A 24,707-nucleotide genomic window follows, 5' to 3' on the forward strand; every position below is an offset into this window, starting at 1 on the left:
AGAAAGTGCACGGGCTGCGTGATGCGGAAGCCCGTCCGCCGTCCGATCCGCGCAGTTCACTGAGCTCCGCGCGCCTGAACCGGTTCCAATTTCGAGCACCTTGTCCGTGGACTTCAGTGCGGCCGCTTCGGTCATCAGCGCGACAATGTAGGGCTGGGAGACAGTCTGGGCGTGCGCGATCGGCGGCGCGCCGTCCTCATCGCGCCGGCGAGGCCGATGCCGCTCGTGCCGCGAGCAAGAGATCGAGGAGTTCCAGCACAGGGGCGTCAAGCGCATTATCGATTACCTCGCAGATGAATTCAGGAAAGAAAGTGGCATCGAGCTGCGGAACGACCGCCTGGCGTTACAGCGTCTCAAGGACGCTGCGGAGAAGGCCAAAATCGAGCTGTCGAGTAGCACAGAGACAGATGTCAATCTCCCGTTCATCACCGCGGACCAGCACGGACCCAAGCACCTCAACATCAGGCTGACGCGAGCCAAGCTGGAGGCGATCGTCGACGACCTCATCCAGAAAACCATTCCACCATGCCGGGCTGCCCTGAAGGACGCCGGTCTGGAGCCTGGTCAGATCGATGAAGTCGTGCTGGTTGGCGGCCAGACCCGCATGCCCAAGGTGCAGGAGACCGTCCAGGCCTTGTTCGGGCGCGAGCCGCATAAGGGCGTCAACCCCGACGAGGTCGTGGCCATCGGGGCCGCCATTCAAGCCGGCGTGCTGCAGGGTGACGTGAAGGACGTGCTGCTGCTCGACGTCACTCCCCTGTCCCTGGGTATCGAGACGCTCGGCGGCGTGATGACGAAGCTGATCAACCGCAACACCACAATTCCCGCAAAACGCAGCCAGGTGTTCTCGACGGCAGAGGACAATCAGAATGCCGTCACGGTACGTGTGTTCCAGGGCGAACGCGAGCTGGCGGCCGACAACAAGCTGTTGGGGCAATTCGACCTCGTAGGAATTCCACCCGAGATGCTGTGGCCCTCGAAGACGTCCAGCAGGGTGGTAGGGCCATGTTGACGATGAGCGCATCATACCAATGCGCCGTCCATCGAGCAGGATGCCAGTCTCGAAATTCTTCCGCGGCGACCAGCGCATCTGCTACGCGAACAAGGAATTCGAAACGCTCTTCGGCCAGGACGCGAAAGACTGCGCCGGCAAGGGCTGGTCGATCCTGGCCGGGTTCACGGACGAAAGCGATCCGAACGTCTCGCTGGATCTGGCCGTGCTGAAGGACGGAGGAGAGTTTCTCGGCACCTTCCGGGCGGAGCGGCCTAGACCGCTCCTGGTCGAGGCCTTCTCCGGTCTCATTCAAAACGAGGACGGGACCGAGAACTATCGCATCGCGGCGCTGATCGACATCACCGACAGGGCGCGTGCCGAGCGTGAGGAGTATGCGCGCCGGATCCGCGACAAGGACATCCTGCTGCGCGAGCTGCAGCACCGCGTGAAGAACAATCTTCAGTTGATCGTCGCCCTCATACGGCTCGAAGCACGCAACGAAAGACGGGGCGAGAGGGTCGACTTGCACACGCTGGCCGGCCGCATCGAATCCCTGCATCTGCCCTATCAGGCCTGTCGAACGAGGCCGCCGGCGACGAGGTCGATCTGGGCCATTACCTCAGCCAGATCGCCGCCGCGGTCATGAACACCTGCGCCGTCCAGGGAATTCGGCTCGAGCAGAAGACGGAGTATGCCCCGGTTTCGGTCAACACCGCGCGGTCGGTGGGGCTCGTTGTGAACGAGGTGCTGACCAACTCCTTCAAATATGCCTTCGAAGGCCGCGGCCACGGCGTGATCACGATCGAATGTCTGCGCCAGAGCGAAGACCGGTATCGCGTGGTCATCGCGGACGACGGAGTCGGGTTGCCTGAGGGCATTACATGGCCGATCCCGGGAAAGATCGGCGCGCTGATCGTGCAGACCTTGAGGGAAAACGCGAAACCGGACTTCAAGGTCGAGTCCGCGCCGAACAAGGGCGTTCAAGTGACGATGAACGTCGCTCGACGGGCGATTGCGTGATAACGAGCTGTCGGCCCGCTTGCGGGCAATTTCCCGGGTGATCAGGCGCTTCGGCGCGAGCGACTCCGCGACGGGTCTTCGCGGCCTGCCGAGCGACTCCCGGAAGCGAGCAGCATCAGAAAGAGCGCCCGATTGGCCTGGTACCGGGCAGCCGGCCGGTTGGCTTCCGAGCCTTGCATGATGGTTTGCCCATCAGTCGTGCAGAGACACCATCTGCATGCCCGGCGGCGCCGCCTGAGGTGGATTTCGAAGAGCGGCAATTCGTGCGGCATTCACGGCGTCCCCTACTGCATTGTCTTTGCAGCAGGCTCCTGGTTCAACTGTTCATGAAAAAGGATTTGAAAGCTCGAATTCTTGGATATAGCCTTGCTCCGTCGGAGCTCACGTTCTTGCCGCAACGCAGAATGCGAGTGAGCGGCGGGCCAAGGCCGCCCCGTGCCCAAACTCCATCTTTGAGCAAACCATCCGCCAAGCGGGAGCGGTGCTTCCGCCGGGATCATTCGGGCCTGCCAACATGTCGTCCTCGCCCAGCAAGATTGCCCTGTTCATCGATGGCGCCAATCTTCATGCCACCTCCCGAAGCCTTGGCTTCGACATCGACTACAAGCGCCTTCTGCAGGAATTCCAGAGCCGAGGTATCCTGCTCCGCGCCTTCTACTACTCGGCTGTCATCGAGGATCAGGAATTCTCCTCGATCCGGCCGTTGCTCGATTGGCTTGACTACAACGGCTACACCGTCGTGACCAAACCGACAAAGGAGTTCGTCGACTCGTTCGGACGGCGCAAGGTCAAAGGCAATATGGACGTCGAACTCGCGGTGCATGCCATGGAGATGGCCGGCGACGTCGACGAAATGGTTCTGTTTTCGGGCGACGGCACTTTCCGTTCGCTGGTGGAGGCGGTGCAGCGCCGAGGCGTACGGGTGAGCGTGGTGTCGACCATGGCGACCCAGCCGCCGATGATCGCGGACGAACTCCGGCGGCAGGCGGACGTGTTCACCGACCTGATGGAGCTGCGAGCCGCGATCGGCCGGGACCTGTCCACGCGCCCACCACCCCGCGAGCGCGGCGATGTTCGTGGCCCGCCGCTGCGCGCCGACACGGCGGCGCCGCGTCCAGAGCCCGACGAACTCATCCCGTAACATCGAGCGCACCTGCTCGGGGCGCGGGTTCGGCCTGCCGGTACGATCATGAGCTCCGCCGAAGGCCCGGTGCTCCTGTCGGGAGACCGACGCGCAAGTGGAATATCCTGGTGCAGACGTAGCGCGACCACCCGGTTTCGTCGGATTTGGCCTCCTCGACCTGCCGCGCTGGCGAGGCCGTCAAGCGGCCTCCGCGGAACGGAACGAATCAGCGCGACGGCGTTGAATCGCCATGTGTGCCGTGGCGTTGCGTCAGTCTCGTTGGGGAGTATCGCGTGTCCATGGCGCCACCAAAGTTGCGATTCCTGGTTACATCGAGCCGTGTGATCCCACGCTGCGCGAGAATCCGCCGCGCGGCAAGGACTGGGTCTACGAGATCAAGGCCGACGGCTACCGCGCTCAACTGCACCGGGGAGATGAGGACGCCAAGGTCTATTCGAAGACCGGCCTGGACTGGACGGAACAGTTCTCCTCGATCGCGGTGGGCGCGGCCAAACTCAAAGCAAACAGCTTGGTCATCGACGGCGAGGCCGTGGTGTACGGCAGTGGCGGCCTGCCGGATTTCCAGCAGCTCAGGCGAGAGCTCGGCCCGAAGCAAAGCGAGCGCGTGCGCTATCACGCCTTCGATCTCTTGTACCTCGACGGCTATGACCTGCGTGGCGTCGTGTACGAAGAGCGCAAGCGGTTGCTGCAGCGGCTTCTGAAGGACGCGCCCGAGACGTTCATGTACGTCGAGGCGCTTGCGGGCGACGGCAACGTAATCTTCGAAAAAGGGTGCCAGCTGGGGCTGGAAGGCCTGATCGGCAAGCGGCTCGGCGAGCCCTATCGCTCGGGCCGACAGGAGAGCTGGATCAAGCTCAAGTGCAAGAAGAGCGACGCCTTTCCGATCGTCGCGTTCGTGGAGAAGTTAGGGGCGCGCCCCCGGAAAGTGGCCTCGCTTTACGTCGGCCGGCGCGAGAACGGCAAGCTGCTCTATGCCGGCAAGGTGCGGACCGGCTACACCGAGACGACCGCGCGCGAATTGCGCGAGCGGCTCGATCCGTTGATCCGCAAGACGTCTCCCCTGGACGTGCCAGTCAAAAAGCCGAAGGCGACCTGGGTCGATCCGATCCTCGAAATCGAGGTCCGGTATGGCGCGCTTACCGATGATGGCCTGCTTCGCGAGGCCGTGTTCAAAGGCTTTCGCGATGATCTTGCGGTGCGCAAGGTCAAGGCGCCGCGCCTCGTGCCCTGCGCGGCCGGCCGCCCGAAGCTCGGCGTCCCCAGAGAGAACATCCTGCAGCTTCTGCCCGAAGCCGTTGCACCGTCCAAAGAAGAACTCGCCGACTACTGGCGCAGGGTGTGGAAGAAGGCCCTCCCGCACCTCGGCCATCGCCCGCTCAAGCTGGTGCGCCACGTGCAAGGCACCACCTTCTACCACAAGGGGCCGCTGCCGAAGGACATTCCGGCGGCCGTGCACCAGCTTCGTATTCAGAAGCGGGAGGGCGGCCAGGGAACGCGCCTGTGGGTCGACAGCCTCGATGGCCTCTTTGGTCTCGTCGAGATCGGCGCTGTCGAGCTGCACCCGTGGAATGCGACCGTCGAGGACTTCGAACATGCCGACCGTATCGTGATCGATCTCGATCCCGGCGAGGGCGTCGGCTGGGAGGCCGTCGTGGAGACCGCGCTCGATCTGCGCACGCTGATGAAGTGCGAGGGTTTCGAGACCTGGCCCAAGCTCACGGGCGGCAAAGGAATTCATCTGATGGCGCCACTGGCTCAGCCGATGCTGCACGACAAGGCGCATCGGATCGCGCATCAGCTCGTCTCCGCGCTCGCAGCGCGTCATCCAGACCGCTACCTTCTGTCTGCGCAATCAAAACGTCGCGGCCGCATCTTCCTCGATTATCTGCGCAATGGCCGCGGGACGACGGCGATCGGCACCTATTCCCCGCGAGCGCGCGAGGGATTTCCGATCGCAGCGCCCGTGACCTGGAAGCGCATCGAGAGCGGGATCGCGCCGGACGCCTTCTCCATCGACAGTCCATTTCGCGTCAAGCCAAGGAGGTGAGCCGTATGTCGGATGCATTCGATCTATGGGTGGAATGGCGCCACAAAACTCCCAAGTTCACTCCCTTCAGGTAGGTGGCTGCCGTCCGCGTTGCATGAGTCGCTTGACCGCAGCAATGGTGCGAGCGAGCTGTCTAGGCCAGAGCGACCTACGTGGCGGAGTGACTATGAGAATGTAGAGCAGGTTCAGCAGCAGCCAGCAGCCGACCGCGATGAATATGTATTTCATACAAAAATCCCGGAACACCCGGCGACGACGGCAAAGTCCAAAGCATAAACTTGCGGAGCAGCTTTCTTATGATCGCCCGGCAGTCGGTGATGTAAAAAACGGGAACGAAACCATATAGCGAACTGCGTTACGGCGTCGCTCGAAATAAACAGCCAACAGTGCTGACAGTTTTCTGAAGGGCGCGTAGGCCCCAGCCAGGTTGGGAGAAACAGCCGGGGCCGGTGTCCCATTGCACGTGCCGCAATCGGCCGTAATCGGCACGCCCCAAGTTTCACATGCACAAGCTCAAACTATTTCGCCGGCGCCGTACTAGGGCACGTACTCATGAAGCGGCGGCCGCCTGATGTCCGGTTTGCCGCCAACATCGGCCAAAGAGCGGGTGGGCTCCGAGGTCGCAGATGGGCCAACACCGGAAGTCGAGGAACGACGCCCTGCCCGGCATAGCACCGGCTCACGTCGGAAAACGACGTCGCCACGCCGGACCAGCCGCTGATACACTTCACTTCTGCCGAGGCGGTGGTGAGCGCGGCGTCACGCGTGCCGCTGGCTACGAAGCCGCCGTCGGCCAACGCGTGGAAGAATGCTGTCCTCATACTCGGTCGGCTTGCAACGAATGTTGCTCTCACTCAGTGGTAAAGTTATTCGCGCTGTGGTTGGATTTTCGTTGGCGTTCGGCGCCCTGGAGTTGTTTGACGAAGTTTTCCTGAAACAATGAGTTGCTATAGTCTGTGTTAGCGTGACTTTGTTTTTTCGGGCAGACAATCAGGTCAACCAATCGGCTGTTGAGCTTGGAACTGGTGCAGTCTGCGAACGGGCTCACATCGAAGAGCCGTCTGAAGTGGCTACAATCACGCGAAGATCGCGGTGGAAAGATCTGACACTGACACTCAAACGGTGGGGGTGACGATGCCCGCCATATTCGACCTGCTCTATCGTGAATATTGCCGCGCCTGCCTCGCTGAAATGCGAAAGCAGCTTCTGATCCCAGCTGAACGCCCTGAAGCTCCAGACATGTGGGATTACAATCCTGCGGATCACAGCAGCGACGACAGGACCAACACACCGCACCGAACCGGTCACAGGCGTGCCGAACAGCGGCCCCGAGACAGGCGGCCTCTCCCGGCGCAGCAGTGACAGGCAACAGCTCGGGAGGCAACTATGAACACCCCAGAATGCTACACTGTAACGGTGGCTTGCGTCTCGTGTTTGACCATTATCGGTCTAATGCTTGTCGGGGCGTGGTGAACGTGAGCTACTTACCGCTAGACCGCGACCGTCGGCCGTTACTGAGCCGCAGGCAAGCACGAAGGTCCAGTCAAACAAAGAGCGGCGGCTCACTTTCGCGGATCAGGCGGCCACCAGCTCCTTGTCATACATGCGCTTGATTCTGTGTCGCATCACGGCGTAGCACTCGCAAGCGATCTTCTCGAGCCGCCTTCGGTCGATGTCTAGCATTCCGCGTCGGTCCGATAAGACGCCGCCCGCGGCCTGAAGTCTGCCCATCGTTAGCGTCACGGTCGTTCGGCGGACCCCGAGAAGTTGTGCGAGCGCCTCATGCGTTAGCTGGATTCCGCTCTCTGCGGTGTGGTCGTGAATCTCAAGCAACCATCGAGCCATGCGGCACTCCACCGGATGCACCGCGTTGCAAGCTGCCGCGTTGTTAAGCTGCAACAATTGTGTGCGGAGATGGAGCCGTAGAACACGCCTGATCGTGTCGCTTTGCTCATAAGCAAGCTGCAATTGCGAAACAGGGACCTGGAGCGCGGCTCCAAGGACGTAGGCAGTTGCTGTGACTGGGGAGCGTGAGGGACTTAGGACGGAGAGAGCGCCGACCGCCCCTTCCGAGCCCATGAGAGTTGACGCGACAATGCGTCCGTCCGACATTTCAACTAGGAACGCTATGGCCCCGCTGAGGGGGAAATAGACCAGCTTGAACTCATCTCCCGTTCGCACCAGTACAGTATCAAGGTCGAACGACGTTTTCTGGGTGTAGGGCGCGAGCAAGTTAAGGTCCGCTGGCGGCGTTGCCGCCAGCAGCCTATTCCCAAGGCCATTCTGGAGCGAAATCGCCGGTATTCCTCTCAAGCACGCAGAAACAACGCGGCTCAAACCCTCGCCCAGGAGGCAGGTTCCAATTTACTGACCATTTGTTTTCCGCGTGCCTCGGCTCGAACTTCCGCTAATGGAATGGTCCGGCCGTGCTGCGGCCCTGGCGGTACGAGAAGCTGGCAAGGGCGCCCAAGACAAGGAGCACGCCATGTCTCAGAAACTCGACGCTTCGCCCGCCGTCATCGGCATCGATATCGGCAAGAACTCGTTCCACATCATTGGCCAGAATCAGCGCGGCGGCATCGTGCTGCGGCAGAAGTGGTCGCGCGGCCAGGTGGAAACCCGGCTCGCCAACCTGCCGCCGTGCTTGATCGGCATGGAGGCCTGCGTCGGCGCGCATCACCTCAGTCGCAAGCTGCAAACGCTTGGCCACGACGCCCGCTTGATGCCGGCGAAATACGTGCGCCCCTATTCGAAGGGACAGAAGAACGACTTCCGAGATGCGGAAGCCATCGCCGAGGCGGTCCAACGCCCGACCATGAAGTTCGCCGCAACCAAGACCGCCGACCAGCTCGACCTGCATGCGCTGCACCGCGTGCGCGAGCGATTAGTCGGTCAGCGCACCGGCGTCATCAATCAGATCCGTGCGTTCCTGCTGGAGCGGGGCATCGCCGTGCGGCAAGGCCTGCGCTGCCTGCGGTCCGAGTTGCCGAGTATCCTCGCGACGCGCACCGATGTGCTCTCGCCTCGCATGTTGCGCATCATTGAGGATCTGGCGGGCGACTGGCGCCGGCTGGATGAGCGTATCGAGGACCTCTCCAGCGAGATCGAAGCATTGCCCCGTCAAGACAAAAGCTGCGAGCGACTGATGACGGTGCCCGGCATTGGCCCGATCATCTCGAGCGCGATGGTGGCTGCCATCGGCACTGGAGACGTGTTCTCGAAAGGCCGCGACTTCGGCGCCTGGCGCGTTAGCGCGAAGGGCTTTCCGGTACCTTCGCTTGGCGCTTTTCGAGCTGCTCCTCGACGTAGAGAAGGATCATTCGCCGGGTGTCCTGGTCAGTTATTTTCTGGAATGCCTTGATCAGGCGCAGCATCTCCAGATCATCTTCGATTATTCTGTTCGACATTGCAAAAGCCTCAAGGGAAAAGCAGCAGTCTCAAATCGGGAAAAGTATGCAATATCTCACGTACTACGGGAACATGGAAAATCAGCAGAAAGCTAATCCGTGCCGGCCCGCCGCCGAGCCGGCGGAGGCGGCTCCGGCCATCCGCCTCAGAGCCAAGCTGAAGCCGGGGCACTCTCCGCCATCGCGCAGGAGCCCGGCAACTGAGGTGGCGTTACTCTCTGCGGCGTACCTTCGGCACTCTGCCATTCGTCCGCGCCCTCTCGGCAACATCCCAAATGTTGTCGCCCTTCGGCGGAGCGCGACGAATATAACCCGAAATATCCAGTTCGTTTCACCCCTCGGGTGGAGGTTGGAAACGCCCTTGTCAGCTCTAGGCAACCCAGCAGCGGCCTTCGCGTTGCTCCGCGGTGGCCGTTCTATTTGCGAGGCACCATGGACGAGAGCCTGCTCGTAACAATGATGCGCCGTCCCCTCTGCAAACCGGCGCTGCTGCTTGCGCGTCAAGATTGATTGTCCAGGCAAAGCCCATCGCCCGTTGAAAGAAGTTTGACGAATGTCGTTCGACTGACAACGAATGGTTGATTCTGGAAGCCTCTGTTCACCATCCGGCAAGCCGGTCCTCCTTCGTTACCTAAAATCCACCACTTCCCCGCTCTGGTGATCGCAGGCCTTGGGGGATGCTGATGTATCAAGTGCTCTACTGTCTGACCGATGAACACGATTGGCGACTGGTCGCGCTTGGGGGCGCGCTCTGCCTGCTCGCAAGTACGGCTGCGATCAGCCTGTTTCACCGGGCGCGCGCGACGCAAGGATCGGGCCGCCTGGTGTGGCTGGCGCTCGATGCAGTCGTTGCCGGCTGCGGCATCTGGGCGACGCATTTCATCGCGATGCTGGCCTACGGACCGGGCGCCAGCGGCGCCTATAATGTTCCGGTGACGCTGTTGTCGCTAATCTTCGCCATCGCCATCACCTTTGTTGGCTTGAGCGTTGCGGTCTCGACCATGCGACCGGGCCTCGTCGCTCTTGGCGGGGCGATCGTCGGCGGCGGTGTGGCGGCGATGCACTATACCGGCATGATGGCGCTCGAGATCCCTGCGCGCGTCAGCTGGGCGACGGGCACGGTGGCCGCTTCGATCCTGCTCGGGGTGGTTTTCGGCGCATTCGCGCTCCATGTCGCTGAACGGCGAGACAACTTGTCCGGCACGCTCGGTGCTGCGGTGCTGCTGACGGTCGCCATCGTCTCGCATCATTTTACGGCGATGGGCGCGGTGCAGCTGACGCCGGATCCGACGCTGCCGATCAGCGGCCTGTCGATCCCGCCGACGTCGCTGTCGGTTCTGACCGCGAGTGCTGCGGCTGCGATCATCGTGATCGCATTGGTCGCCGCGCTGCTCGATCGGCGGGCCAAGGGGGAATTGGGCCGCCAGCAGAGGGTGCTGGACACGGCGCTCGAGAACATGTCGCAGGGGCTCTGCATGTTCGACGCGGACGGCAAGATCATCCTGTTCAACGAGCGTTATGCCGCGATGCTCGGCCGCACCGACATCCTGCTCACCGGCCGGCTGCTGGTCGACGTGCTGCGGGAGGAGCAGGCCAAGGGCCAGTGGCAAGGCGATGCTGGCGAATTCTTCGCCCGCCTCGTCGCCGACGCGCGCGAGAGCCGCACCACGACCGACATCGTGACCAGGTTCGGCCGCTCCATCCGGGTCGTCAACCAGCCGATGCAGGGTGGCGGCTGGGTCGCGACCTTCGAGGACATCACCGAGTGGCTGGAGGCGCAGGCGAGGATCTCCCATATGGCCCGCCACGACGCGCTGACCGGCCTGCCCAACCGCATCCTATTCCACGAGCAGCTCGAGCATGGGCTGCGCCGGACCAATTCAGGCGACCAACTCGCCGTTCTCTGCCTCGATCTTGACCACTTCAAGGACATCAATGACTCGCTCGGCCATCCCATCGGTGATGCCTTGCTGAAGGAGGTCGGGCGCAGATTGGAGGCGACCGTCGGCGAGAGCGACACCGTGGCCCGGCTTGGCGGCGACGAGTTCGCCGTGGTCCTGATCGGGCGCTCCGAGGAAACCGCTGCAAGGTTCCTGGCCGGCCGTCTCGTCGAGGCGATCTCGGCGCCTTACGAGATCGACCACCATCAGATCGTGATCGGCGTCTCGATCGGCATCTCGCTGTCGCCGCAGGACGGCAGCCATCCGGACGAGCTGTTGAAGAATGCAGACCTTGCGCTGTACCGCGCCAAGGCGGACGGTCGCGGCACCTATCGCTTCTTCGAGACCGGCATGGATGCGCGCGCGCAGGCGCGGCGGCTGCTGGAAATGGATCTGCGCGCGGCGCTGCAACGGAACGAATTCGAGGTGCACTACCAGCCGATCCGCGACGTCGCCACCAACCGCGTCGTCGCCTTCGAGGCGTTGCTGCGCTGGTCACATCCGCAGCGTGGCCTGATCGCGCCGATCAACTTCATTCCATTGGCGGAGGAGACAGGTCTCATCATCCAGCTCGGCGAGTTCGTGCTGCGCAGCGCCTGCGCCGACGCGGCGACCTGGCCCGACGATATTGACGTCGCCGTCAATTTGTCGCCGGTGCAGTTCAAGAGTCCGAACCTGATCGCATCCGTGACCGCGGCGCTGGAGGAGGCGGGACTGGAAGCCCGTCGTCTCGAGCTGGAGATCACTGAATCCGTGCTGCTGCAAAACGGTGAGGCGACGCTGACCACGTTGCATGAGCTGCGCGCCATGGGCGTGGGTATCTCGCTCGACGATTTCGGCACCGGCTATTCGTCGCTAAGCTATTTGCGCAGCTTCCCCTTCGACAAGATCAAGATCGACCGCTCTTTCGTCTCCGAGCTGGCAACCCGCGCCGATTCCATGGCGATCATCCGCGCCGTGACCGGCCTCGGCCGCAGCCTCGGCATCGTCACGACCGCGGAAGGGGTCGAGAACGACGCGCAGCTCGAGTTGCTCCGGCGCGAGGGCTGCACCCAGGCACAGGGCTATCTGTTCAGCAAGCCGCGGCCTGCCTGCGACGTGGCACTGATGCTGGAAGGGCCGCGGCTCCGAGCGTTGGCTTAACGAAATTATCAGAATGCCATCGCGGCACCGAGGCACAGCGCGGTAAGTCCGGCGGGCACGCCTGAGACGGTCGGGATCGTCGCTGCACGTCGCGTTGTCTGAGGTGCACTGGTCTCTCCCGAGATCCATCGCCGCGTGAGGGTAGCGCTCGACCTTCCGGTCCTTACTGTCTTCGGTCAGACCGAGCTCAGCCCGATTGTCGCGCAGACGAGCGTCGACATCCGGAGACTGAGTTCGTCCGGACCGCGGGAAAGCGCTCTGGAACGTCGGAAGTGCGCGTTGCGGTTCCGATGGATCTTCGTATTTTGCCGACCGGCACTTAGGGCGTAATTCAAGTCCGTGGATATCAGACCCACAATCGGCTATCTCGACGCGCCGGAGAATGCGCGTCCGGCCATCACGGCTGACGGATGGCTGCGCACGGGCGACCTCGGGACGCTGGATAAGCGCGGCTACTTGCGTGTCACGGGCCGCCTCGAGGACATCCCGCGGCGGAGAGAATATTTACCCGGCCGAGGTCGAAACCTGCCTGCTGCAGCATCCCAACATTGCCGATGTTGCGGTGATAGCTCTGGTGGGGTGCCAGAGACTGTCACAGCCGTAGCGCGTTCGACCTCTGAAGCCAACGCGCTCAGATGATCGGCAAGCCTCGCGAACAATTCTCGTTTTCGCAGATCAGTGGCTAGATCGCTGATCGATTTGCAGTCGGCGGCATCGTTGCGGAGTCTGTCCAACTGCTCACGGATGTCTCTCATTTTAGAGTGCCCCCGGCAGCATCCTCTTCATTCAGTTGAATTGATCGAGGTGTACTTGAGCTCACGCCGATCTATTTCCGAACGGAGCAACTCAGCATAGTTGCGAAGATTGTCACCAACAATGCGGGAGCGGCCGCCATTCGCGCGATCAGCCAACACTTGCCGCCGCACACTTTCCCAAAGAGACAATAACGTCTGATCTTCCGAGCTTGAAAAGTTCATCCGCAGGCCCTCAGTAATTGGTCGCGCGGATGCTACCGCGTACTCGTGAGCCGGATTGTTCGGTTGCCGACATAGCTGTGGTGAAGCTACGCGCTCGTTGCACATCGGTCACACCGCTTGCATTGGTGAAGGGAGATATCGCGACCGCGGGACCTACCGTCGCATTAGCTAATCGATCGCTCGCGTCGCCGCTATTGCTGTAACGGGTCAGAGCGGTCGTGCGGCCGATTCCGCGCGACGGGACAAGATGTGGCTGCGTGGTCACCGACACCTGCTTCGAAGTATTGAAGGACGAACGTACGCGCTGCAGTACAATCCGTCCCGTGTCAGGCATAAGGGAGCATCTCCTGCAGCAAGCGATCCGCGGCGGATAGCTGATCAAGCCGAAGCACGAGCAGCTCGTTCAGCCGCGCTACCCGAGACTGAAATTCCTCACGTATCGATCCGTTATCCACATCTTCAAGCAGGCCATTGAGAACTCTAAGACATTCGATAACGACATTGACCTTCCGTCGCAGCAACTTAGTCCGTTCTGGTCTGGACGATCAGGTATCGCTCTCGACTAAATGGCAGCGGGATGATGTTGGCAGCCACCGGCTCGGACGCTCCATCACGGATCCTCGCTGGGACACTTCCAGCGTGACTCGCTGATGTTGAGGTACTTGTCATGGAAGCACCTCAAGCTGCGCGCACAGTGATCAGGAACTTCTCGACCTCTGTCTTTAGCCGCGCGCTGTCGTTCGACAGCGTTTGCGCCGAGGCAAGCACCTGACTAGAGGCAGAGCCGGTTTCCGTGGCCCCTTGCTGCACCTCCGTGATGTTGGAGGCGACCTCGTGGGTACCTTGCGCGGCCTGTTGGACGTTGCGCGATATCTCCTGCGTAGCCATTCCCTGTTCTTCCACCGCGGCTGCAATGGCGGAAGAGATTTCTGAGATCCGACCGATCGTGCCGCTGATTTCCTTGATCGCGACGACGGAATCCTGGGTGGCGGCCTGTATATCGGCGATCTGGTGGCTGATCTCCCCAGTCGCCTTGGCAGTCTGTTCGGCGAGCGCCTTGACTTCGGAGGCAACGACAGCGAAGCCGCGTCCGGCCTCGCCGGCCCGCGCCGCTTCGATCGTTGCGTTCAGCGCCAAAAGGTTGGTCTGCCCCGCGATCGTATTGATCAGTTCGACCACGTCGCCGATACGAGTTGCCGCCTGTGACAGCTTGTTGACGCGAACGTTGGTTTTCTGTGCCTGATCCACCGCTGCGCCGGCAATCCTGGCTGCGTCCTGCACTTGGCGGCTGATTTCGACGACTGATGAGCTCATCTCTTCGGTGGCGCAGGCAACCGATTGAACGTTGCTCGAGGCTTCCTCGGAAGCCGCAACGACCATGCTAGAGCGCTGCTGGGTGCTCTCGGCTGTCCTGCTCAGGGTCTTGGCCGCCGCTTCGAGCTCGGTCGAGGATGATGAGAGCGTCTGGATGATTTCTCCGACCGCATCCTCAAAGCGTCCAGCGAGCTGGTGCATGTCCGTCTTGCGCTGGGCGGCCGCACGGGCCTCTGATTGCGCCTGTTCGGCCCGCAGCCGGTCGGTTTCGAACATATTGTCTTTGAAGACCTGAACCGCCTCGGCCATCTCGCCGACCTCGTCAGCGCGGCCGACACCTGGGATCGAGGTCGACGTATCGCCGCTCGCGAGCCTGCCCATGGCGGCGGTCATCCCCTGGATCGGGAGGGCGATCGCGCGAGCGGTCAGCAGCGCAATGGCGGCCCCGAGGCCCAGTCCTGCCGCAAGCAAGCCCCACAGGACCAGCCTCAGGAAGGATATGCTCGTCTGCACCTGATGGCTTTCCTCGGCAAGCATGCTGTTCTGGTTCGTCTTGATGCCTCCAGAGCGGGTGCCGTCGGCGCCCTTCGGCCCGTCGAGCAGATCGAGAATCTTCACCGCGCGCGGCGCCGCTTCCGTTATGAGAATATGCACGGGTGCATTCCAGTCCGCTGACTCCCGGAACGCGAACATCTTCTCGTAAAGGAGAACAAATTCGCCCCGCGCCTTCGTGATCTTCTCGAAAGAGAGCAGCTGAGACGGCGTAAGCAGGTCCTTCTTCGCACTCACGGCGGTATAGCCTTTTTCAGAGAGCTCCCACGGCTTGAAGAATTTCTCCTTGTCGTTCTTTTCGCCCGACAGGAGGTACATGCGAAGTTGAGCGGTGGCAGCGGCAAAATTGCCGCGCGTGTCCGCCATTGCTTTCAGCAATCTCTTACGCTCCGCCGTCGCCTCCTGGCCCTCCTCCTCGTTGATCATCTTGGTGATCTCGGAAAACATTGTTTCGGTGCGCGGACCGGCTTCGGTCACAAGTAGCTTTGTCGCTGGATATGCATCGGAAGTGAACGCGACGGCTTCGGCTTTGTCTTGGGCAGCTCGGAACTCTGCGAGCAGCGCCTTGGCCTCGGCCCATTTTCGGCTGTTCTCCGGGTTGGTAAAATGTACCGCCTTCTCATCGAAGCCGGCAACTGTGGCATCCATTTCCTTCCACATCGCGGCCCGATCTAGCTTGCCTTGCGGATTTCCGGTCAAGAGATAGCCACGCAATGTCGCCAGTGTGGAATAGAGATTGCCGACCAGCTCTGTGCTCGCGAGCGCGACGGGTGTCCGCAGGTTCACCATGCGATCGACGGTCGTGGAAATCCCGCCGACCGCAAACACGGTGTATCCGACTGAAAGCGCGATGATCGCGCATACGGAAAGAAATCCCGAAATCAGCCGGCCACGAATCCGAAGTTTGAGTTTGAAGGGCATGGCAACACTCCGCGGGTCATTGGACCCTTAAAAAGATTGGCAAGAATGGATTTGGATGTGACGCGCTTAGTCGCCGCAACCGACGGCGGCTTTTAGGTCAGATGGCAAAAAGATCCCTCGTGGGGTCACTCGATAATAAAACAGTAGCTCAGGTTTCCCGTCCCTACTTGAGCGTGCAGACCATGGTGAAGACAATTGGCTGCGAGTTGGTTAAGAAGAAATCGACCCTGATTTTCCTCACGCGCGCAAAAATTGCTGCTTCAGCGCGTATGACGAAATTAGCTCGGCGCATTTCGCAAATTTTTGGTTCGCCCGGCCGCGAAATGCGCGAGCAACCCAAAAACTGAGCTCCAAGACGGTCCTTCCAAAGCTACCTATGGAAAGTGAGATAGCCAGCTTGCGACAACTTGTCTCAAATCATCGTCGCGGCCGAACTGCAGGCTCGCCGACAGACGGGAACAAGAACTCGATTCCCGCATCCGAAAAGACGCGACGAAGAATCTCCGTCGTCTCGTCCGACATTGGGGGAGCATCATCGTACTCTTCAAGCCGACGAATGATGGCGGACGAAATCCCCGTTCGCGCGGCCAATTGTTTCACAGACCAATTTAGGATGCCGCGGGCTGCGCGCAGTTGCGCGCCCGTAAGCTGCGATGTTGCCGCGTGTTGAACGGAGAGCTTTTCCTGATGCACGTCAATGGAGAGACCCATCCATTCCTGGATGCTGCCGTCCGCATTGGTGACAGGCACGGCCGTACAATGATACCACCGATATGTATTGTCGGGCTCTCGCAGGCGATGCTCGACGCTGTACCGCCGTCCGGTCTCGACCGAGGCCGTCCAGCTTCTCAAGGCCGCCTCACGCTCGTCTTCGTGAAGAAGATCAGCCCAGCCTTTGCCAAGCAACCGATGCGCCTCTGGTGTCTTCTCGCCATTCGGCAGTGCCGTGATTCGACCGTCGGAACTACCGATCCACAGCAGACCGCCTACCACCTGGGTCAAAGCGCTGTAGCGCTCGGCGTCACTTCGCAGCGTCTGGACCAACCGACGTTGCGCTGTAATGTCGAGAGCGATCCCCAAAATACATTCCGGCTCACCTGCGCTATTCAGTAGCACTTCGGTATGGCAGTTAATCCAGCGCAAAGCGCCATTGGGCCGAATGATGCGAAATTCACCGTCGAGCAACGTCCGATCTATCATCAACTCGCTGGGACCGCGAGTCGGACCGCGATCGTCCGGATGAATCCTTCGTTGGATTTCGGTGTATGACGGCGACACCGCATGCGGATCCAATCCGAGCAGCCTAAAAAAGCCACGCGACCATTGCATCTGGCCGGCTGCATCACAGCGCCAGACACCTGCTCCCAGCTTTTCTTCAATCAAACGAAGCACATCGGATATACCGAGATGTGCCTCCAGCTGCAGCAAATTAACCCCCGTTCTCAAATACAAACATTCAACTCTCAATTGCAGAACAATTCAACACTGATGTTTGAGTGAACCCGGCCATACGGTCGCAGGCCGGTGGAACGTCTCTCCACGGGCAACGCCAACGAGAGAGGGCAACGTCGTGCGGTCCTAGAGACCGCCTACACCTCAACCCGGCCAATCGGCTGCGCGCCATTCGACGAGGCCAATGACCCGAAAATCCCTTCCGGCACTGCTGATTTTCTCGAGCATGGTGGCACTGGTTGTCGCATTCGGATTTCTAGCACAGTAAGACCCGCGGATTGTGTGCGACGTCCTCTTTTCCCCCGATAGCGACTCAAATAGCGGACGTCGTGCACTTCGCATTTGGGCCAAGCGGTAGAGTAGCGCTCTAGATATTTGGAGGGGCCTCTTACCAGGCAGGCCCTGTTGCCGCGAGATGGTCTATGGACGCGAAATCAGCCACACGATTTAAACAGCACGTAGATCGGATCATGGAGAGTTATCCCTGGCGCTCACGCTCGCCCAAGAATCTCCAGTAGCTGAGTTTCTGAGATTGAGGACATCGGTCGGCGATATCATCTCTCGGAATAGACTCCGTGCTTCAGGAAAACATTTACAAAGATTATCCCGGTCTGGATGGCATGAAAGGCTGACTGATAACTTCGGCTTCGGGTCAAAGAACGAACCCGCTCTCGCGGGAGGGCTGGCGGCGCGGTCCGCCGATCACGTCTACCGCTGTAACCGTTTGAACGAGCACAGGTGACGGGCGGGCGCTCCGTCTGCAGGATCGAGGGGTCAAGCACTCCAACCTCAAGACAGGAGCCCCCAATGAGCGAGAAGCCCATCAGCCCGCTGCGCCAACGCATGCTCGACGACATGAACATGCGCAGGTTCGTACCCGATACGCAACGCGAGTACATCCGCGCCGTCAAGAGGCTTAGGGTTTTCCTCAGCCCTCCCCCCGACAGTGCGACGGCGGAAGAGCTGCGCGCGTTCCAGCTGCATCTGACCGAGGCCCTGAGGCGGTGGACGCCGGGTGCGTCGCCTATTTGCGCAAGCCGTTCGCACGGCAAACCTTGCGGGATGCCATTGCGAGAGTACTGGCGTAACAGGCGCGGCGCTCCATCGGGGTAGGTCAATTGGGCGCCCATAACCTCAGCAGACTGAACCGCAGGTTGTTCGGCTAGGTGTGAGGCTAGTGAGAACGGGGCTGTCCGTTTTGATCCTGCGCAAGCCGGAGAGTTGCGGTGCTTGAGCAACGGCCAATGGCGAACTAGACCATGTACTCCGCGAAGTGGACAAGTCCGTTCTGGCTTCAAACCGGAGATGGCCGGCTCGCTAGGGCGCTACGGAACTGCTCAATGTATTCCGCTGGCAGGTCCCTTTGAGATCGCGCGCGTTGCAGCTTCAAGACGGGCCGCGATCTCGCTCATCCGGCGCGCCAGATCTTGGAGCGTTGTTGGCTGTACTGGGCCGGCGCCCCTTGGGGAATTCAGCTCCGTTTGCAGGTGCTCGAACTCTGCCTTGCACCGCTCCAGCTCGGCGAGAAGCATTGCGAGATCATCCATTTGGCCGAATGCGCCTCATTCCGGTGAGCTGGGGCCGTCGTACCAGATCAGGGGCAGGCGCGGCACTTGGGAAATTTACGGGTGGGCCGACCCGCTCTCCGCCGCAGGTCGATGATCCCGAGACACACATCTGGGTAGGAGATCAGCCGGCATTCCTGCTGGGTTGGCGGTTGGCACGTGGGTACTGCGGCTAGTCTGTGTCTGTGGGTGGGCCCGCTGTCCAGGTTAGATCGGAATGGCATCGTGTGGGTTTTCATCGCCGATTTTGACCCCGAAGCTCACGCCGACCTTGATCTCACGTGACCGTAGTTGAACAATTAAATTTTGTGGTGGAGGACATAATGAACAAAGCCATTGTTGCTATCGGGCTTGGGCTTGCCCTGTCGGGCGCAGCATTCGCGCAAGAGAAGTCGGCTAAGGAACAGCTTGTTGGTGCGTGGACGCTAGTCGCTGTTACCAGTGAAATGGACGACGGCCAAATAGGCGAACCCTTCGGTCCTTCCCCAAAGGGTGTGATGATTTTCTCAGTTGATGGCCATTTCTCGCTTTTCCAATCGCGCGCGGAAATTCCAAAGATTGCGGCTAATGACCGAGCCAAGGCGACGCCCGAGGAGGCGCAAAGTATCGTGGCGTCAAGCATTTGCCTATTACGGCACATACTCGGTTGACGAAAATACAAAAGGTATGATGGTCAACCTTGCAGCCAGCACCTCCGCGAATGTCGCCGCCATTCCCAATCAGAAAAGAACGATTACTTTGCTAAACTCAGACGAACTAAAATTCGACAATCCCTGAACTCCAAACGGTATGACGCTGCGAACCACTTGGAAGCGCGTAGCGGCGCCCCAGTCGAATTTGAACGGTGGCAATCGCACGCGACATAACGCCACTCTGTAAAAAACCGGAAAACCAACCGGCTGGTTCTCGTCAGATGGTGTCAGAGCGTTGGGCACCAGACGAAAATCGGCCCCGACCAACACGGGGGCTGGCGGTCGGGGGCCGTCCCTTCCAGTGCGCCACAGGCGGCGGTCGTGGGCACACGCGCTGACGTTCGGGTAGCGACAAACCGGTACACCAACTGGCGCGCGCTCTTTCAGGCCGCAACGTGTGGATTGACAACTGTATAGCCGCGCAACGATCGCGCGTGCATCCTTGTCGCGTGTCCGCCTGAGTTGGCGTCATACGCCATCCAAATGTCGCCTCTGAGATGCTGTTCTAGTACGAAGACGTGCCCACGGCGTGCCGCGACCATTCCGGGCGACGGCGACGTACGCGGAAAGCGTAGCCAGTTGGCTGCGAGGTTTAGTTCAGGCACCACACGACCAAACACGCGCAGCGCTGCGCCACAACCACAGAATGCCGCCGGGCAGCCGGGCGGCCGACCCCCGGCGATCCGGCTCTCAGCAGGGACACTCATCGCCAAGCTGTTGGCTGCGGTTACTACGAGTTGTTTGGGACGATACGCCTGCAGTGAATATTGCGAAATTCGTTCGCCGCGCGTCTGCGCGGACGAGAAGTCACATGGCATGATCACGTTGCATTCGGGCGCGTGGCCGATGCGGTAGGGTCTTGCTTCCGAACAGATCGAGCTGAGGACAACGAAGAGACACGCAGAAAATACTTGCTTGAACATTGCAGGGCTCCAAAATGAGGTCCTGCCCCGAGTACCAAGCAACAAACAACAATTTGGCCGAAAAGCGGCCAAGGTTAACAGCGATCGCGGTCCAATATCGTCAACCCTCACGGCCAGACGTTGCGACGCTATCTGATTAACTCGCAGAGAGAGAGAGAGAGAGAGAGAGAGCCTTGCACTCGTCCGACTTGTCAAGTCTGCTCCGGGGTGACCACCGGCAACGCTCGGATCGAAGCGATATAATTTCCGCTTCGCGCCCCTGAGCGGCTGCCGGTGTAGATGGAGCCCTAACAAACGGCCCCGACGCATTCCACGTCGGGCCCTTAAGATCGTCGAGCCGGTTACATCCGCCGTGCCCTCTGATGCTTGATGTGTCGATTACCGCCCACGATCTAGTGCAGAGCGTGCACTGCGGCCGCAATAGCAAGGCCGTTTGAACAGTCGTCATAACACGCGCGTCGATGTTAATGCCACGAGGTTCCCGCACCTGGACGGTTGCTTGGGCAACAATTAAAAGTCGAACCGCTCGTTCCTGCGCGCCATGAAGATTTTGGAAGCCACGAGCCGCGGCGAAATGTCAATTCATGATCGTAAGCAGATCCGAACCAACCCGGCGTAGCTCTCGCTTTTTCTCGACCGGTCAGCCCGAGCTCTCACGCACCAGCCGGGCAATTCTGCGAGGACCATCCCACACCTCTACGGCGGGGTACGTATCGAGAAATTTCTCTGCTCGCGTTCTGGCGCCTTCATCCGTCGGACTGTCTTGATAAACCGCCCGAGCAACGCCGGATAAATCGACCACATACGCAACGTACCGCATGGCAGTTCCCAAGTGCCGGAAGCTACAATACGACTCCGCCAACTGTGACGGCCTTCGTTTCATCTTACTTTCGAACCTTTGACGAGCGCCGGCTGGTGATCGAGACTTGCTCTTGGACAACCTGCCGCGCCTCCACCTCGCCTGTTTGGTTTAGGAGGGCAGGAACTCTCTTTCGGACGTTCTCTTGCCAGCCATCGCAGTACTCTAGAACAATTTACGAGGCTCCCAAGATCGACCTATGGCTTAGGAACCAACCGGCGCCTACGGACCCGAATACCCGAATATCCGTTTCGGTTGGAGTTCGTTCCGCAATGGGGACCGGGGCGCCCCTTCCCCGGTGAGCCATGCTTGCGCAGGGGTCGGGGCCGTTCCGCGCGACGCGCGCTGCATTCACAAGATCCTCCTTGCGCGAGGATCTGTAATGGCGCGCCTCGCCCCCGCCGAAAGTGGTTCGCTACAGAGGAGGTGGCGCAGGCTTGGATTGATGAGAACGATCGGGAGGGCGTCGGCTTCGAATACGAGGTGATCGGCGCGCCAGCGTGAACTTCATTGGCAAGCCATGTCGCAGAGCCACCGCGCGGCCGCCCGGCGGATAGGATCGAGAGAACAACCCCTCGCGCGTGGCCCAATTGTGCCGAAACATACAGCCAGCCAGGGCGCGCGCGAAAGCTGCGGCGTGGTCATCCGAGGTTCAGGAAGGAACGTCTAAGGTTGGTCAGCGGGGATGGGCTCCGCCGGAGTAGCATGGATGAAATACAAACTTACACTTGCCGCAATAACCGTTCTCGGTGGGGCGGCATTCTCAATTGCAACGGCATCGGCAATGCCCGTTGCTCCGTTGGGACAATCAAACATCGCGAACGTTGAGACGGTAGCTCTGGTTTGCGGCCGGCACGGATGCGTCCGAACCCGCCCGGTCTATCGTCCTGCCTATCGCCGCGGCGTAGTCGTCGTTCGTCGGCCTTATGCCCATCGGTACTATCGGCGCTACTGATCAGAGGTTTCGTTCACGTAAACTGGCGTACCCTAATTGTAAAAAGGCCGCCAACTGAGGCGGCCTTTGGTTCTTTGCTCAACCGTTTTAGTGAGGAGAGAGGACAGCGGCCACGTTAAACGCCAGTGGAACCAGAGCGCATGCGCCAGCTGAGAGCAGTCCCTATGTCACCGGCCTCCTTCGCGCATGCATTCCTGTGGGAGAAGTGGTAGCCAACTGCTGAGGTCCGACATTTTCTGGCGTTATTTGGACGTCATCCAACAACTTCGCGAGTTCGTTTCGGAGATTTATGTTCATAGCAATTGCTCCGAGGCAGTTTCGCTGAAGAAGCGCGAAAGACGCAAACTGCCGGCGATTGGAATAACACAGAAGAGCCGTGTACGGTTGCGATCCACTGCGAGCGAGGCTGGATAACGCGCGGAGCTTCTTAGGCGGCTCGCGGCATCTCGCCCCACGAGCTGCCCGTGGCCCGTTCAATGTCCTGCTCGTCTCTATAATCAGGCGAAGAGATTCACGCCACTGAACCGCCTGCACGCCAGGCCAGGTTGACGCTGCTTCGCAAAGCGTCGAGCTCTAGAACGGCTCGCCGGTTCTCGTGAATGCGCTGCAGCGGACCATCTGCTTGTTGCACTGCTTCCACTCTTCGCCATGCAACACATTCAAATCGGTATCAGATCACCTCTCTACACATGAATCCCGATGTGCCGGAACGCGCCTTACGAGTTTGCATTGTTTGTCAGTCTGGTGATTTGTAGTGAGGTCGATCATGCGTCCGCTTTCTGGAATGATCGTGATTGCAGCGGTCTCAATCTGGACGGGGCTTCACGCCGCCCCAGCCGTTGGGCAAACATTCAATGATAGATGGTCCATCGTGCCAGACGCTCACGCCGAGCCCGCTCCTGAAGGACTCGATAAGACAAAGAAGGAGGAGCCGCAAGCGCAACGCCCGAGCGGACAAGAGCCCCTGAAAGATCGTTCAGGCGCTCAATCTTTCAATCGAGTTATTTCCGGAAAAGCCTCCTACTATTCGTATTCCAAAGGCAAGACAGCGAGCGGTTCATCGTTTGATCGGAATCTACTAACCGCGGCGCATCGCCGTCTGCCGTTCGGCACGAGAGTCCGCGTCATTGATCTTGAGACGAACAAGTCGGTGGTGGTTCGTATCACCGACCGCGGACCATGGGTCCGTGGCCGCGTCCTCGACCTCTCGCTGGCGGCTGCGCGCAGCTTGGGGATTACGAATCGTGGCGTGGCTCAGGTTCGTGCTGAGGTGTTGTAGCGGACGACCATGCCCTGCGAAAACACGCGACCGCCGCCCACGCGCCCTTACGTCAATAGTCCGCCTTTTGGCCTGAAACGAATCTGCCGTGTCTCTAAAGAACCCTGACGCTATCGCGGCCCTCGTATCCGTCCTCAGGCTCGTCCACGGAGACGAAGTCGCGCGAACCATGCTCCTGGAGGGTATGAGCCTCGCCACGCTGACGGACACGATGTTCTCCGCGCCGATAGCACATCGCGATGCCGTTCGATACGTCGCGAGTGCCTTAGATGACTTCGCCATTACACCAGAACTTGGCTCCGTCTGGCATCTTCGTTACCTGTATGATGATCAACCCGGCTCATTTCGCGTCGTCGATATGGAGATAGCCACGCCGGCCGGTACGCTGTCCAGCAACGACCTTTGGCTTCGGCTGCCCGTCTAACTTGCAATGCGGACCGTGCTTCGACGATTAGCCGGAGCCCCCTGCCCTACGTGCCGGCCTTGTAGGTCTGGATCGTGCCGGCCGTTATCTCACAGCATGAGAGGGCGCGGCTGCAGCTCATCGATGCCTTTCCCGGCAGGGCTGCGTCTTTACATGCCATCGCCTGAGCCCGGTTGGCCGCGATGATCCAACTGCTCCCGCGCCCGTTCACGTAGGCGAAATTGCGAGATCGGTGACGCCCAGCGAGCTCTGAAATCTTGATCTAACTTGCATCCTGCGTGCAGGCTGGCAGCTCTCTTAAATCCGCGGGGGATCGACCTTCCGAGCACGAACGCGACGAAGAGCGACTGCAAGGAAGATTTTAGAAGCTACAATCGAAACCGGCGTGTGCAGAAAGTATTCGCAGTTGAGCGGCACGAGGCGTGCCAAAGGACACTATGCCCGTCGAAGTCGGAAGAGCCCAGCAGGACAAAGAAGTTCAAATCCTTGCAGGCGGATGTCCACAGTGGCATCACGTATCGCCATTTAGCCGAGCGTAGTTCCTTACTGTAGCTTATTTCTAGAGCCGTCCACGGTTTGCGAAAAATGAACGTCTTCGCGAAAGCTTAGCGCCCAGAGTTCGGAGGAGTGGATATCCTCGGCGCGGCGAGAACCAGGGACCAGTAGCTCGCCCCCTTCCGCGAAAGCGCTCTGCGTTTTTTCCGCGCGGAGCTTGTCACTTCTACGGTTCGAGCCACGTTGACACATTAGATCGCGGGAGCCGCTAGGCTCAGTCGCGCTTGACCCGAAGTGAGGTGTGGGGCTCCCGGCTGACGGTTAGCCTCACAAGCCACCTGCGGAATCCTCCGCGAAAAGTGTGGAGAGGTAGTCTGGAGCGGCCGGATTATGGGCGCGATGATGATGCGCAAGGAGCCCGCGAGCGCGCCCAGGAGGCCGTTCGAGAAGCCGACGGGCGGAGGCGGAAGCCTGGTCCGTCCGCATGGAATGCTACGGGGGCCCTGCGCAGCCCTGCCCGACGATCGATCAATGCTTAGTGGCGGACTCGCCTGGCTGGAGGTTGAGTGCGCCCGCTGCAAGACACGCGAGCCTGCCATTCGAC

General features: G+C 60.4%; 14 protein-coding genes and 4 pseudogenes. 13 read left to right on the plus strand and 5 right to left on the minus strand.

Features of this window, described 5'->3' with window-relative positions; translation table 11 throughout:
- Nucleotides 1-57 precede the first annotated feature (57 nt).
- A pseudogene (locus IVB36_RS31880) lies at nucleotides 58-198 on the minus strand (protein-L-isoaspartate O-methyltransferase); the annotation flags it as partial.
- A gap of 73 nt (nucleotides 199-271) precedes the next feature.
- Here IVB36_RS31880 and IVB36_RS31885 point away from each other — a divergent pair.
- From IVB36_RS31885 to ligD, 5 genes and pseudogenes are all read left to right on the plus strand, one after another.
- Nucleotides 272-961: pseudogene (locus IVB36_RS31885) on the plus strand (Hsp70 family protein); the annotation flags it as partial.
- A 91-nt stretch (nucleotides 962-1,052) separates the two neighbouring features.
- Nucleotides 1,053-1,640, plus strand: a complete 588-nt coding sequence (locus IVB36_RS31890; protein ID WP_051113080.1) for a histidine kinase dimerization/phosphoacceptor domain -containing protein — start codon at nucleotides 1,053-1,055, stop codon at nucleotides 1,638-1,640.
- Complete coding sequence (locus IVB36_RS31895) at nucleotides 1,637-2,014, plus strand: ATP-binding protein (protein WP_051113081.1); 378 nt, start codon at nucleotides 1,637-1,639, stop codon at nucleotides 2,012-2,014. Before IVB36_RS31890 ends, IVB36_RS31895 begins: the two co-directional genes overlap by 4 nt.
- Nucleotides 2,015-2,528: 514 nt before the next feature.
- Complete coding sequence (locus IVB36_RS31900; RefSeq protein ID WP_018460434.1) at nucleotides 2,529-3,155, plus strand: NYN domain-containing protein; 627 nt, start codon at nucleotides 2,529-2,531, stop codon at nucleotides 3,153-3,155.
- Nucleotides 3,156-3,387: 232 nt separating this feature from the next.
- Entirely contained in the window at nucleotides 3,388-5,205 is a 1,818-nt protein-coding gene (ligD, locus tag IVB36_RS31905) for a DNA ligase D (protein WP_018460435.1), read from the plus strand.
- A 1,575-nt stretch (nucleotides 5,206-6,780) separates the two neighbouring features.
- Here ligD and IVB36_RS31915 read toward each other — a convergent pair.
- Nucleotides 6,781-7,437, minus strand: a complete 657-nt coding sequence (locus IVB36_RS31915) for a Crp/Fnr family transcriptional regulator (protein WP_240543263.1) — start codon at nucleotides 7,435-7,437, stop codon at nucleotides 6,781-6,783.
- Between the two features lie 253 nt (nucleotides 7,438-7,690).
- On the opposite strand from IVB36_RS31915, the pseudogene IVB36_RS31920 reads away from it, so the two are divergent.
- Both IVB36_RS31920 and IVB36_RS31925 read left to right on the plus strand, forming a co-directional pair.
- Nucleotides 7,691-8,449, plus strand: a pseudogene (locus IVB36_RS31920) (IS110 family transposase); the annotation flags it as partial.
- A gap of 846 nt (nucleotides 8,450-9,295) precedes the next feature.
- On the plus strand, nucleotides 9,296-11,695 hold the full coding sequence (locus tag IVB36_RS31925) for an EAL domain-containing protein (RefSeq protein ID WP_026234031.1): 2,400 nt from the start codon (nucleotides 9,296-9,298) through the stop codon (nucleotides 11,693-11,695).
- Nucleotides 11,696-13,350: 1,655 nt separating this feature from the next.
- On the opposite strand, the gene IVB36_RS31935 is transcribed toward IVB36_RS31925, so the two are convergent.
- Complete coding sequence (locus IVB36_RS31935; protein WP_247367699.1) at nucleotides 13,351-15,459, minus strand: methyl-accepting chemotaxis protein; 2,109 nt, start codon at nucleotides 15,457-15,459, stop codon at nucleotides 13,351-13,353.
- Nucleotides 15,460-15,578: 119 nt separating this feature from the next.
- Between IVB36_RS31935 and IVB36_RS31940 the strand changes: the two genes are divergently transcribed.
- Nucleotides 15,579-15,806 carry a hypothetical protein gene (locus tag IVB36_RS31940; protein WP_143273025.1) on the plus strand — a complete coding sequence of 76 codons (228 nt, stop codon included), beginning with the start codon at nucleotides 15,579-15,581 and terminating at the stop codon, nucleotides 15,804-15,806.
- Between the two features lie 70 nt (nucleotides 15,807-15,876).
- Here IVB36_RS31940 and IVB36_RS31945 read toward each other — a convergent pair whose 3' ends face one another.
- Nucleotides 15,877-16,887, minus strand: coding sequence for a PAS domain-containing protein (locus IVB36_RS31945; protein ID WP_039801407.1), 1,011 nt, complete (start codon nucleotides 16,885-16,887; stop codon nucleotides 15,877-15,879).
- An 831-nt stretch (nucleotides 16,888-17,718) separates the two neighbouring features.
- On the opposite strand from IVB36_RS31945, the gene IVB36_RS31950 reads away from it, so the two are divergent.
- Together IVB36_RS31950 and IVB36_RS31955 are read left to right on the plus strand one after the other, a co-directional pair.
- On the plus strand, nucleotides 17,719-18,024 hold the full coding sequence (locus IVB36_RS31950) for a phage integrase N-terminal SAM-like domain-containing protein (RefSeq protein WP_018460443.1): 306 nt from the start codon (nucleotides 17,719-17,721) through the stop codon (nucleotides 18,022-18,024).
- 775 nt (nucleotides 18,025-18,799) lie between these two features.
- A complete protein-coding gene (locus IVB36_RS31955) occupies nucleotides 18,800-19,126 on the plus strand; it encodes a lipocalin-like domain-containing protein (RefSeq protein ID WP_157643159.1) in 327 nt (108 codons plus the stop codon).
- Nucleotides 19,127-19,551: 425 nt separating this feature from the next.
- Here the strand turns inward: IVB36_RS31955 and IVB36_RS31960 are convergent, their stop codons facing one another.
- Nucleotides 19,552-20,091 carry a hypothetical protein gene (locus IVB36_RS31960; RefSeq protein WP_198293420.1) on the minus strand — a complete coding sequence of 180 codons (540 nt, stop codon included), beginning with the start codon at nucleotides 20,089-20,091 and terminating at the stop codon, nucleotides 19,552-19,554.
- A 2,580-nt stretch (nucleotides 20,092-22,671) separates the two neighbouring features.
- On the opposite strand from IVB36_RS31960, the gene IVB36_RS31965 reads away from it, so the two are divergent.
- The 3 genes and pseudogenes from IVB36_RS31965 to IVB36_RS31975 form a co-directional block, all read left to right on the plus strand.
- Nucleotides 22,672-23,184, plus strand: coding sequence for a septal ring lytic transglycosylase RlpA family protein (locus IVB36_RS31965; protein ID WP_083926609.1), 513 nt, complete (start codon nucleotides 22,672-22,674; stop codon nucleotides 23,182-23,184).
- 184 nt (nucleotides 23,185-23,368) lie between these two features.
- The gene (locus IVB36_RS31970; protein WP_143274137.1) at nucleotides 23,369-23,608 is read left to right on the plus strand and encodes a hypothetical protein; all 240 of its coding nucleotides are present in this window, start codon (nucleotides 23,369-23,371) and stop codon (nucleotides 23,606-23,608) included.
- 885 nt (nucleotides 23,609-24,493) lie between these two features.
- A pseudogene (locus IVB36_RS31975) lies at nucleotides 24,494-24,707 on the plus strand (hypothetical protein); the annotation flags it as partial.

The sequence above is a fragment of the Bradyrhizobium sp. 35 genome (assembly GCF_023073215.1).
Classification (GTDB): Bacteria; Pseudomonadota; Alphaproteobacteria; order Rhizobiales; family Xanthobacteraceae; genus Bradyrhizobium; species Bradyrhizobium canariense_D.